Raw genomic sequence first — 12,247 nt, forward strand, 5'->3', positions numbered from 1 at the left:
GCGCGGGCGTAGCCGATTCACCGCGAAGCCCTCGAAGAAAAGAACCATCCCTATACTGATATCGGATCGTCGCCCAGTTGATGTCTTCCCCTGACCCCAACCTCCCGCCAGCTTTCTCCCTCGACGACCTCCGCCTCCACCAGGTCTACGTCATCACTCCTCCGCGCCGCCGCTGGTGGCTGCATATCCTGCTCTTCGTCGCGACCGTCTTCACCACGCTCGTGATGGGCGCGCGCCTCGAATACAACTTCCTCAATCAGCTGCCGCCGTTCCGTTTCGATCACGATCTTTTTCCGGTACGCTGGGCGCTCAGCGATCCCCACAACCTGCTGCTCGGCATCCCATTCTCCGTCACGCTGCTCACCATCCTGCTGGCACACGAGTTCGGACACTTCCTTTACTGCCTGCGCTATCGCGTCTATGCCACGCTGCCCTTTTTTATCCCCGCGCCCACGCTCATCGGGACATTCGGCGCGTTCATCCGCATCAAGTCACCCATCCCTACGCGCCGCGCGCTCTTCGATATCGGGATCGCCGGACCCATTGCCGGCTTCGTGATCGCTGTCCCGGCCGCGGTGCTCGGTCTGCTGCTCTCGAAACATGCGGCCGGCCTGGTCGGCGAATCCGACCTTCAGTTCGGCTATCCGCTCATTTTTCACCTGCTGCACGCCGTGCTCCCCTGGCCGGTCACCGGCGCGATGGCTGCTTCACTCGACGACCTCTACATGCATCCCATCGCGCTCGCCGCCTGGGTCGGGATGTTCGCGACCGCGCTCAACCTGCTGCCCGGCGGACAGCTCGACGGCGGACACATCGTCTACGCCCTCGCGCCCGAGCAGCACCGCCGCATCACGCGCGCGCTCACCCTGCTGCTCATCCCGCTGGCTATCCTGTTCTGGCAGGGATGGTTCATGTGGGCGCTATTCCTGCTCATCATGGGCTCGCGCCATCCCCAGGTCAGCCTCTATCCCGCACTCGACGGCAAGCGCCAACTGCTCGCGGCTTTCGCGCTGCTCATGCTCGTGCTGACGCTCGTCCCGGCTCCGTTCGCCGGCGGCTCTGCCCTGGACGCTTGGGACGCCTACACCCAGCAGCGCTGATGGCCATTTTGTGGTTTTAAAGAAGCGATAAAGGATCCACGTCCACGATCACGTTCGTCCGCGGGATCTTCTGCTCCACCGCGTGTCCCAGCATCGCACGCAGTATCTCGTTCAATCGCTTCCGCGAATCCGATTTGAGCACGAAGTGATACCGGTAGTCCCGCTTCAAGCGGACGATCGGCGCCGCCGCCGGCCCCAGCACGCGCAGGCCCTTCGTCTTAGGCTTTACGTTCGCCTCGAACCACCGCCCCAGCATGCCCGCCCAACGCAACGCGTGCTCCAGCTTGTCCGAGCGCACGAGCACGTTCGCCAGCGCCGTGAATGGCGGATAGTGCATCCACCCGCGATACCGTATCTCCTTCTCGAAGAAGCCGTCGTAATCGTGCTGCGCCGCGAACTGTATGGCGTAGTGGTCGGGAAAGAATGTTTGCAGGATCACGCGCCCCGGCGTCTCGCCGCGTCCCGCGCGTCCCGCGACCTGGGTGAGCAATTGGAAGGTCCGCTCGGCCGCGCGAAAATCAGGAAAGCCAAGCGCGAAGTCCGCGCCGACCACGCCGACGAGCGTCACGCCCGGAACGTCGTGTCCCTTGGCGATCATCTGTGTCCCTACCAGCAGGTCGATCTCGCCGGCGTGCATCTGGTTGAGCACGCGCTCGAAGTCGCCACGTCCGCGGATGGTGTCGCGGTCCATCCGGCCGATGCGCGCCCCCGGAAACGCCGTTTGCAGCACGTCTTCGAGTTTTTCCGAGCCTGAGCCGAGGAAGTAGATGTGCTCGCTGCCGCACTTCGGACACGTCTTCGGCACCGGACGCTTATATCCGCAATAATGGCATTCCAGCTTGTTCGCGCCCTTGTGATAGGTGAGCGCGATGGCGCAGTTCACGCACTCGATCTTCTCGCCGCATGAGCGGCAAAGCACGATGGCGGAATATCCACGCCGGTTGAGCAGGATCATCGCCTGCTCGCCGCGCGCCAGGCACGCGGTGATCTCTTCCGTCAGCTTGCGCGAGAACAGATGGTCGGCGCCGGTCTCGGCGAACTCGACTTTCATGTCGACGAGTTCCACTCCCGGCAACGCGCGCTGCTCCACACGCTCGCGCAACTCGAGCAGCGCGTACTTCTGCTTCTTCGCGTTGTGGAACGATTCCAGCGACGGCGTCGCTGAACCCAGCACCACCGCCGCGCCCGTCAGCTTGCCGCGCATCACCGCAACGTCGCGCCCGTGATAACGCGGCGTCTCTTCCTGCTTGTAGGAGGAATCCTGCTCTTCGTCAACCACGATCAGTGCCAGCTCCGGGAGAGGCGCGAACACGGCAGAGCGCGTCCCCACCACGATGCGCGCCCCGCCCGCGTGTATCCTGCGCCACTGCTCAGTGCGTTCCCCCGGTGTAAGTCCGGAGTGCAGGATGGCGACCTCGTCGCCGAAGATCTCGTAGAGATGCGCTGCCGCCGCCGGCGTGAGCCCGATCTCCGGCACCAGCATCAGCGCCGACTTCCCTGCCGCCAGCGCCTCCTGCATCGCCGCGAGATAGACCGCCGTCTTGCCTGACCCGGTCACGCCGTAGAGCAGCGAGACGGAAAACTCTCCCGCCTGCGCCGCTGCCGTCACATGCTCGAACGCCTTTTGCTGCTCGGCATTCAGCTCGTAGTCGCGCTTGCGCGCCTTCATCGAGGTGAGGTGGAAATCCTGCGGCTCTTCTTCGATGGCGACCACGCCACGTTTCTCCAGCGTCTTCAGCGAGCTCGCTGATATCTCCAGGCCATGCAGCGTCGCGAGATGCAGGCGTCCACCGCTGGCGGCCAGCGCTTCCACAATGGTCCGCTGCGCATCATTGAGTTTCCCTTCTACCTGCTTCAGCACGACGACCTTTGCGACCCGGCGCTGTTCGCGCGATTCCGAAACGTCCTGCCAAGCGATCCACTTCTTGCGCAGCATCCCGGCCAGCAGCGCGCGCGAGGCTCCGGTAGCGGAGCGCAACGCCGTCTCGCGCGCCACCTCGCGGTCGGAGAGATGATTCAGCACCGCGTACTCCACGTCCTGCTCCGCCGGAGTCCGCTGCGACCGGCGCGAGGAGCCCAGCTCGCTAGCCCTGTACAGCTCCGTGTGTCCAACGTCGGTGATGCGGTACTCGCGGATGCGCCGCACCTCCGCCATCACCGGCAACATCGTCCGGAAAACCTCGCCGAGCGGCGCGAGGTAGTAGTTGGCGATCCACTCCGCCAGTTCGAGCAGCGGCGCTTCCAGCAAAGGCGCGGCGTCGAGCGCCTCAAGTACTTCTTTAGTCTTTACGCTGGGCTTGTCATCGTGTAGACGGACGACCACGCCGGCCATGCGCTGCTGTCCGAAGGGGACGAGCACCCGCCCGCCCACCACGGGTGCAGTCGCTGCGACGCGGTAGGTAAAGGTGGCGTCGAGCGGGACAGGCAACGCCACGTCGCAATATTCGGGCATGGTTGACGTCCCGTGATTCTACAGGTGGGCGTCGCGCGAGGAAGGAGACGGGGCAAGCTCCGTCTCTACTCGACGCCCTTGGCCGGCAGCGGCAGCCCGAGCTCCTTCATCGCCAGCTGCAGGTCCTTCCACGTCTCTTTCTTCTGCCGCGGATCACGCAGCAGGTATGCCGGATGATACGTCGCGATCAGCTTGGTCCCGCGGAAGTCGTGCCAGCGTCCGCGCAGCGCGCTCATCGGCTCGTTCACGTTGAGCAATGCCTTCGCCGCGGTCGCGCCCAGCGCCACGATGACTTTCGGGTGGATGGCCGCGATCTGCCGGTAGAGGAAGGGCGAGCACGTCTCCATCTCGTCGCGCTCCGGCGCGCGGTTCTCGGGTGGCCGGCACTTGACGACGTTCGCGATGTAGACCTGTTCGCGCGTTACGCCCATCGCTTCGATCATCTTGTTGAGCAGCTGTCCGGCTCGTCCGACGAACGGCTCGCCCTTGGCGTCCTCATCCGCGCCCGGACCCTCGCCCACGAACATCAGCTCGGCGTGCGCGTTCCCCACGCCAAACACGATGTTCTTCCGGCCCTTGTGCAGCGCGCAGCGCGTGCAGTCGCCAATATCTTCGCGGATGGCCCGCAGTTCGGCCTCGACGTCGCGCAGGATCGGCAGCGAAAGTGGCGGCGGATCCGAGCGGTCGCGGGACGCGCCCGCTACAGCCGGCGAGACGCCGGCGCTACCTTCGCGCCGATAAAGGTCGTAGATCCCCATCTCGCGGTAATACTGCAACCGCGCCGCAAGTTCCTTCTGGAATTGTGGGTTGTCTAAATCGGCCATTACGACCGAATACTAGCAGGCTGGCGCTGCTTCAGCTTCACCACTGCGTCGAGGACGCGGTGCGCGACCTCCCACTTTGTGGTCTCCGGCACGTCGATCACGTTGCCGTCGCGTGTGAGGATGGTGACTTCATTGCGATCCGAATCGAAGCCGATCGCCGGCTTTGAGACGTCGTTGGCCACGATCATGTCGAGCTGCTTGCGCTCGAGCTTGGCTTTCGCGTTCGCTAGAACATTGCTGGTCTCCGCTGCGAAACCTACGAGGATCTGATTCTGCCGTACCTTCGCGATCTCGGCCAGGATGTCTGCCGTGGCTTCGAGTTCGAGCGTCATCGGTCCGGTGCGCTTGATCTTCTCGCCCGCGACGTGCTTCGCTTTGTAGTCCGCCACTGCGGCCGTGCTGATCGCAATGGTCGCGCGGGCAAGATTTCCGAGCACCCCCTCGCGCATCTGCTCCGCCGTCTCCACGGGGATGACTTCGGCCGCCCCCGGAGGCTTCAACGCCACCGGGCCGGTGATGAGGATGACGTGCGCGCCCCGACGCAGCGCGGCTTCGGCGAGCGCATAGCCCATCTTGCCGCTCGAGCGATTCGAGATGTAGCGGACCGGGTCTACAAACTCGCGCGTCGGTCCGGCAGTGATGAGGATGGTCTCGCCCGCCAGATCCTGCGTCGCGCCCAGCGCTTCGAGCGCCGCGGCAACGATGCTCTCATTCGACGCCAGACGTCCCGGGCCCGTCATGCCACAGGCAAGATATCCCGCGTCGGGCTCGACCACGCGCACGCCACGCTGTTTCAGCTTCGCGATATTCGCCTGCGTGGCTTCGTGCTCCCACATGTTCACATTCATCGCGGGAGCCACGACCACGGGCGCGGTAGTCGCCAAAAATAGTGTCGAGAGAAAATCGTCCGCCAATCCGTTGGCGAATTTTGCCAGCGTGTCCGCCGTAGCCGGCGCGACCACAAGCGCGTCGATGGACTGCGCCACCGCGATGTGCTCGACGGCGGAATCGATATTGGGTTCTTCCGCACCCGCACCGAACAGCCCGGTGATGACCTTCTCGCCGGAGAGCGCGGCAAAGGTGAGCGGACGCACGAACTCCTGCGCCGCGCGTGTCATCACCACCTGCACGCGCACGCCGCGGTCTTGCAGCAGGCGGACGATCTCCGCCGCCTTGTAGGCCGCGATCCCTCCGCAGACGCCGAGAGCGATCTTCATAATCGAGTCAACGATTGTACTTCCGGAGCGCGCTCGAAAGCGCCGCCCGGTTATCTGATCGGATGCCGGCCGGGCAGGAAGGATTCGCCGCACGGCCTGATACCCCGGGACCCCGTGACTTGAAACCCCAGAGACACCCATCCCGGCGTGTTTCCGTGGCGGGTTGAAAAAGGGGTGCTACCTGCGGCTGATCGCGTTATCGAGCAGATCGCTCACCGAGTCTTTCGCGGTCTTCAGGGGTCCGATCACGTAGCCGACCTTGCCGGCTTCGATCTCCTGCTGCGCGATGCGGCACGGTTTGCGCGAGCCGGTGTCTACCATGGGACGCGAGCCGCCCTGCAGTTGCCGTGCCCGCCGCGCCGCCACCAGGATGTACCGGTAATTGCTGTCGAATCCTTCGATGAGCTTCATGGACTTCCTCACTTGGGCCTGTTTACCGCTGTGGGGCGGCGGATAACTGGAACGTCTTCAGCACCGTCTGAGCCTTCTCGCGCATGTTCTCGCGCAGGTTGGCCTTGGACGCCTCCACGACGGCTTGTTCTTGCGGCGTGAGAGGACGGCCCGCCCTCTTCAGGCGCTCGCCGACCACAATGGCCTTCAATTGATCGATGGAACGTTCCAGCTGGTCGTTCACGAGAATATAGTCGTAATTCGGGTAATTCTCAATCTCTTTCGAGGCCTCGTGCAGCCGCCGCTGGATGACCGCCTCGGAATCGGCCCCCTCCGCCTCGCTCCGCCGCCGCAAGCGCAGCTCCAGCACTTGCCGCGAGGGAGGCAGCACGAAGATGCTGGCTGCCCCGGGGACCTTCTGCTTCACCTGCTTTTCGCCCTGGACGTCGATATCGAGCAGCAGGTCTTTGCCCCGCTTCGCCGCCTCATGCAGAAAGCGCTGCGCCGTACCGTAGTAGTTCCCGAAGACGTCGGCGTACTCAAGGAAGTCGTTGGCCGAGATCATGCGCTCGAACTCGTCGCGCGAGATGAAGTAATACTCGCGCCCATTCTGCTCGCTGCCTCGCTTCGGCCGCGTGGTGTACGAGACGGAGAACTCCAGGTCGGGAACGACCTTGCGGATCTCCGTCACCAGGGTCGACTTCCCTGACCCTGACGGCGCCGAGATGATGTATAGGATCCCGCTCATTCGACGTTCTGCACCTGTTCGCGCGCTTTCTCGATCTCCGACTTCATTGCCAATCCTAACTCCGTGATGCGCAGCCCCTCGCCCGAAACGCCAGACGTCTTCGAGAGCAGCGTATTCGATTCGCGGTTCATCTCCTGCAACAGGAAGTCGAGCTTCTTGCCGACCTCTGTCCCCTGTTCTAGCAGTTGCAGGAAGTGTGCGATGTGGTTGTGCATGCGCACGATCTCTTCCTGGATGTCGCTCCGCTCGGCCAACAGCGCCGCTTCTTGCAGGATGCGGTCTTTCTCCGCGTGCGCTCCGATCAACTCCTTCATCCGCGCTTCCACTTTTTCGAGATAAGAGCGCGAGACCGCGCCGCGCAGCTTCTCGATCTCGCTGGTCGCAGACTTCAACGCCTTCATCCGCTCGCGCAGCTCGCGCTCGATGCCTGCGCCTTCATGGGTGCGCATCTCGTCGAGCAGTGCCATGCATTCGTCGAGCTTCGCCGTGACCGCCGCTTCGAATGCACCGTCCATCGAGGCGAGCGCCGAGTTCAGCGCGCCCGGCATGCGCAGGATGGCGTTCAAGTCAGGCTCCCCGACCACGCCGAAAACGCGGGCCGCCGCGCGGAACGCTTCCACGTATCCGCCGACCAGCGTCTTGTTCACCTCGAACTGCGCGCCGGTGCCGCGCTCAATGGCGAGTGTTACATCCACGTGCCCGCGTGCCAGTCTTTCTTTCAGCGCTTTGCGCATCTTCATCTCGAGCGCGTCGGTCTCAGACGGCATGCGCAGGTTCAGGTCGAGGAAGCGATGGTTCACCGACTTCAACGACAGGGTGAAGCCGAGCTGGTCGCCGGCTTGCCCTTTTACCTGCGCGAACGCGGTCATGGAGCGAACTGGCATAGTGGATCGCCGCTACCGGGTTGCAGATATCGGGTCGCGGGTATCTTACCTTGTCGCCCTACTCGCGACCCTGATCGTCGCCCTCAAATAATGGACGGCTTATATCATCGGGATCTTGGGATCGAGCTCGACGAACTGCAGGTCATAGAGCCTGCGATATGTCCCCAGGCGTCCCATCAAGTCCTCATGCGTGCCCGCGTCGGTAATGCGTCCTTCTTCGAGCACAACGATGCGCGTGGCGCGGCGCACGGTCGAGAGTCGATGCGCGATCACGAAGACGGTGCGGTTGGCCATCAGGTTGCCGATCGCCGATTGCACCAGCGCTTCACTCTCGGTATCGAGCGCCGAGGTCGCTTCGTCCAGGATAAGGATGGGGGCGTTCTTCAGGATGGCGCGCGCGATGGCGATGCGCTGCCGCTCGCCGCCGGAGAGCCGCAACCCTTTTTCGCCGATCACCGTGTCGTACCCTTCGGGCATGTTCAGGATGAAATCGTGCGCCAGCGCCGCCTTGGCCGCGGCCTCGATCTCCTGCTGCGAGACCTGCTGGCGTCCATACGCGATGTTCGCGCGCACGGTGTCGTTGAACAGGATGGTCTCCTGGGTCACGATGCCGATCTGTGCGCGCAACGAAGCCAGCGTGACCTCGCGGATGTCCTGCCCGTCGAGCGTGATCCGGCCATCGCTCACGTCGAAGAATCTTGGGATCAGGTGGACGAGCGTGCTCTTGCCCGCGCCGCTCGAGCCGACCACGGCCAGCACCTCGCCACGCTTCACCGTCAAGTCGATGCCGTGCAGGATGCCGCGTTCTTCGTTCCCGCGTTCTTGGTCGCCACCTCCGTAGGTGAAGCTGGCCTTCTCGAAGCGGACCGCGTCGCGGAACGGCGGCAGCGCCTTCGCTCCCGGCCGTTCTTTCACCTCGTCCTGTTCATCGAGGAACTCGAAGATCGAAGACGATGCGCCCAGCGCCTGCTGGAAATTATTGTTGTAGATGGCGAACTTGCGCACCGGATCGTAAAGCTTGAATACCGCGAAGATGAATGCGACGAAGACGCCGGGCTTGATGTATCCCACCTTGATGTAGTCGCGCCCCAGCAGCAACAACAAGGCGATAGCCAGGGCGCCGAGCAGCTCCATCATCGGGCCGGTGAGTGAATACGCCGCCACCGAGCGCAAGTTCGCGCGGAAGAGCTTTTGCGCCGCACCGCGGAAGCGCGAGCTTTCCCACGCTTCCATGTTGAACGCCTTCACGATGCGGTTGCCGGTGATGGTCTCGTGCAGGATGTTCTGGATGTCGGCCAGCTTGTCCTGGCCCTTGCGCGTGGTCGAGCGTACCCGCTTCCCGATGCGCCGCGCGGAATAGAAGATGAAGGGGATGAACAGCAGCAGCACCCAAGCCAGCTTCCCGCCCAGTACCACCACCACCGCCGCGGTGAATAGCAGGATGAAGAACTGCTGCAGAAACTCGGCCAGCACCGTGGACATCGCGAACTGCACCTTCTCGATGTCGTTGATGATGGTGGAGAGCAGCGTGCCGGTGGTGTGCTTCTGGAAGAACGCGGCCGAGCGTCGCAGGATCCCGTCGTAGATGTGATTGCGCAGGTCGGTGATCAGGCCGTAGCCGGCAAAGTTCACCAGGTACGTTCCCAGATAATCGCAGACTCCCTTCACCAGGGTGGAAACCACCAGCGCGAAGGCGACCACTGTCCACGCATTATGAAAATGGGCTGGAACAAACTGCTGCAGGTAGACCGTGGGCCCGCCGCCGGGCACGGTGAAGAGCACGATGTTGTCGGAGCCAGTGTCCGGCCGCAGCACGCGATCGAGCATCGGCCCGACCAGCAGGATGCGGAACGCGTCGAACAGCCCCACCAGCGCCATCAGCACGACAGACGCCGAGAGCTGCAGCCAGTACGGGCGCACGTAGCGCAGCAGCCGCATTAACTGCCGCATGGGATTCCTAGGGTTGTCGAGGGTGCTTGCAAGAGATTGATTCTACAGCAGCCGAAACCTCAACTTCGCGCAGCGGGGTGGCAGGATCAGCTGGCTGGACTTCGTCATTTCGGACTGTCCCGGTGGACGACTTTCACCCGGTATCCTTCTTCCGCCAAGCGCTTGTGCACGTCTTCCGCGATCATCACCGAGCGATGCTGCCCGCCGGTGCAGCCGAATCCGATCGTGAGGTAGCTCTTCCCTTCACGCACGTAGTGGGGAAGCAGGTAGGCGAGCATGTCGGTGACCTTACGGATGAACTGCCGCGTCTGCGGGAAGCCGCGGATGTACTGCGCCACCGCGGGATCGCGCCCGGTCAGCGGCCGATACTTGGGGATGAAGTGCGGGTTGGGCAGGAAGCGCACGTCGAACACCAGGTCGGCGTCTTCCGGAACGCCATTCTTGTAGCCGAAGCTCATGCACGAGACCAGGATGTTCTTTTCCGTAGGCGCGTGCTGGAATCGTCGGGTGATATGCGCGCGCAGCTCATGCACGTTGAACTTGGTGGTATCGACGACCATGTCGGCCATCGCGCGGATCGGCCGCAGGCGCTTGCGCTCGTTATGGATCGCCATCTTCACCGGCGATTCTTTGCCCAACGGATGGGGCCGGCGCGTCTCGCTGAAGCGCCGCAACAGCGCTTCGTCAGACGCCTCGAGGTACACCACGCGTGTAGGCAACGAACGCTTGAGCGTCTTCAGGATCGCCGGCAGCCGCGACAGCCCGTGGCCTTCGCGGACGTCCGCCACCAGCGCCGCGCGCTCGATCTGCGACGACTCGCGCGCCAGCTCGGCAAAATGCGGGATCAGCTCCACCGGCAGATTGTCCACCGCGTAGTAGCCCATGTCTTCGAAGGCTTTGAGCACACTCGCCTTGCCCGAGCCCGACATGCCGGTGATGACCACCAGTTCGGTTCCGGCCGTGCGCGCCAGGCGGCGCGACTTTGCGGGATGAGAGGAAGACTTCCGCCGTTGGGGCATCGCGCTCGATGGTAGCACCGAACGGCGGAAGTGAAACGGGCAAGCGGACTAGGTGCCCGCCACCGCTGCGGCAGCGCGCGGCGCCGACGAAAGCGCATTCACGGCATCGCAGATCTTGCTGGCCATCATCACGCCGATCACGATGTTCACCAGCACCGCGAGCAGCCCCAGTACCGGGATCACTGCGACAAAGCACAGGATCACGTAGGTGAGGAACAAGCCTTCCGGCACCGGTTGGGTGCGCACGTTATGCCGCGCGATGTATTTGTTGTAATCCTGCGCCCAGCCCCAGATCGCCTGGAATGCCCAGTAGATGTTGAAGAATGGGATGAACATGAACCCAACCGCTTTCCCCGGGGTCGACCGCGCCTGGCCATCCTGGATCGCGCCCCACATCTTGTACATCATCACCAGGAAGATCACCGCGGCGGCCAGTAAAGGGATGTATGCCAGTCCGATCAATCCCACCGCTCCCGTGACCGCTGTCTGGGCCGCGGTACTATCGGGCGAAGACGACATCGATGCGCCGACCGCGCCCAGCACTCCTATGCCGATCAGCACCAGCGCCAGAGCGATACATCCGACCCATCCCCAAACGAACAACATTTTGTTCATTGTTGCCTCCCTGGGATAGCCCGAGGACCCCCAAAATGTTTTGCCGCATCCTACTTTGCCCCCGCTTGCTTTAACAGTTGGATCATCGGCGAGTCTGGATTCCCTGCCGCGGTCTTCGAAGTCGCGCGCCGCAACGCCGTCTCGCCCCGAGCCGTCCGCACGTTCGGATCGGCGCCCGCAGCGAGCAGCTTCTGTGCGACTTCTACAAATCCGCGCGCGGCGGCTTCGAGCAATGCCGTGTTCTTCTGGCGCGAGGCCGCATTCGCATTCGCCCCCCGCTTCAGTAATAGCTCCACCTGTCCCACATCGCCCTGCGCCGCAGCCAGCATCAGCGGCGTCGTCCCGCTCGCCGAGGCTAGGTTCACCTTCGCGCCATGGCTGGTGAGCAGCTGCGCGCAGGTATAGCAGTGCGATTGCGCCGCGAGCATGAGCGGAGTCCATGCGGAAGTATCGCGCGCGTTCGGGTTTGCGCCGGCGTCGAGCAGCATCTGCGCGACCGCGGGATGCTCCTGCGCGCACGCATGGTGCAGCGCCGTCCAGCCGCGACGGTCAGCCAGCTCCAGATCTTTCTTGGTGAGGTGCGTGACGTCAGGGTCGAGCAGTTGATTCATCGCGTCCTGGTCGCCTTGGGCGGCGGCGAACATCCACACGGAATGCCCTTCGCGGTCGCGCAGGCGCGGATCCGCGCCGCGCTCCAGCAACAGCTTCACCGCCTCCGGCTTGCCCTCGAGTGAGGCGATGGTCAGCGCCGTCCAACCATTTACGTCGGTAGCGTTGACATTGGCTTTGGCGTCGAGCAGCAGCGGCATGAGGTCGGCATCGCCGAACTCGGCCGCGGTCATCAGAGCGGTTGTCCCACTCTGGTCGCCGGCGTTGACGTCGGCTGGGGCTGCCAGGAGCAGCTTCACCATCTCGGCGTCGGCGGACTCCACCGCCATCATCAGTGCGCTGACGTTGTGTTTGTCGCTCGCATTTGGATCGGCCTTCTTCGCCAGCAGTGCCTGCGCGCGCGACACGTCATCGTCCTCGACGGCGGCGAGCAATGCGT

The 12,247-nt window shown here is 63.6% G+C and carries 11 protein-coding genes; 1 reads left to right on the forward strand and 10 read right to left on the reverse strand.

Translation table 11 applies throughout. The annotated features are described in order from the left end of the window. Positions 1-80 precede the first annotated feature (80 nt). Positions 81-1,100, forward strand: coding sequence for a site-2 protease family protein (locus M3P27_12015; protein ID MDP9269033.1), 1,020 nt, complete (start codon positions 81-83; stop codon positions 1,098-1,100). Between the two features lie 16 nt (positions 1,101-1,116). On the opposite strand, the gene priA is transcribed toward M3P27_12015, so the two are convergent. The 10 genes from priA to M3P27_12065 all read right to left on the reverse strand — a co-directional run. Next, on the reverse strand, positions 1,117-3,552 hold the full coding sequence (gene priA / locus M3P27_12020; GenBank protein MDP9269034.1) for a primosomal protein N': 2,436 nt from the start codon (positions 3,550-3,552) through the stop codon (positions 1,117-1,119). Positions 3,553-3,617: 65 nt separating this feature from the next. Beyond that, positions 3,618-4,376 carry a uracil-DNA glycosylase gene (locus M3P27_12025; GenBank protein MDP9269035.1) on the reverse strand — a complete coding sequence of 253 codons (759 nt, stop codon included), beginning with the start codon at positions 4,374-4,376 and terminating at the stop codon, positions 3,618-3,620. Continuing rightward, entirely contained in the window at positions 4,376-5,593 is a 1,218-nt protein-coding gene (coaBC, locus tag M3P27_12030; protein ID MDP9269036.1) for a bifunctional phosphopantothenoylcysteine decarboxylase/phosphopantothenate--cysteine ligase CoaBC, read from the reverse strand. Before coaBC ends, M3P27_12025 begins: the two co-directional genes overlap by 1 nt. 177 nt (positions 5,594-5,770) lie before the next feature. Beyond that, positions 5,771-6,004, reverse strand: a complete 234-nt coding sequence (gene rpoZ, locus M3P27_12035; GenBank protein MDP9269037.1) for a DNA-directed RNA polymerase subunit omega — start codon at positions 6,002-6,004, stop codon at positions 5,771-5,773. A gap of 22 nt (positions 6,005-6,026) precedes the next feature. Continuing rightward, positions 6,027-6,731 carry a guanylate kinase gene (gmk, locus tag M3P27_12040; GenBank protein ID MDP9269038.1) on the reverse strand — a complete coding sequence of 235 codons (705 nt, stop codon included), beginning with the start codon at positions 6,729-6,731 and terminating at the stop codon, positions 6,027-6,029. Then, positions 6,728-7,615 (reverse strand): YicC family protein, encoded by an 888-nt coding sequence (locus M3P27_12045; protein MDP9269039.1) that lies wholly within the window; start codon positions 7,613-7,615, stop codon positions 6,728-6,730. Before M3P27_12045 ends, gmk begins: the two co-directional genes overlap by 4 nt. Before the next feature lie 99 nt (positions 7,616-7,714). Beyond that, a complete protein-coding gene (locus M3P27_12050; GenBank protein ID MDP9269040.1) occupies positions 7,715-9,565 on the reverse strand; it encodes an ABC transporter ATP-binding protein/permease in 1,851 nt (616 codons plus the stop codon). A gap of 104 nt (positions 9,566-9,669) precedes the next feature. Continuing rightward, on the reverse strand, positions 9,670-10,584 hold the full coding sequence (rapZ, locus tag M3P27_12055; GenBank protein MDP9269041.1) for an RNase adapter RapZ: 915 nt from the start codon (positions 10,582-10,584) through the stop codon (positions 9,670-9,672). Positions 10,585-10,632: 48 nt separating this feature from the next. After that, on the reverse strand, positions 10,633-11,199 hold the full coding sequence (locus M3P27_12060; GenBank protein MDP9269042.1) for a hypothetical protein: 567 nt from the start codon (positions 11,197-11,199) through the stop codon (positions 10,633-10,635). A 50-nt stretch (positions 11,200-11,249) separates the two neighbouring features. After that, the coding region (locus M3P27_12065) for an ankyrin repeat domain-containing protein (GenBank protein ID MDP9269043.1) at positions 11,250-12,247 on the reverse strand (998 nt) is incomplete at its 5' end.

This window comes from Acidobacteriota bacterium (assembly GCA_030774055.1).
GTDB lineage: Bacteria > Acidobacteriota > Terriglobia > Terriglobales > Acidobacteriaceae > JACPNR01.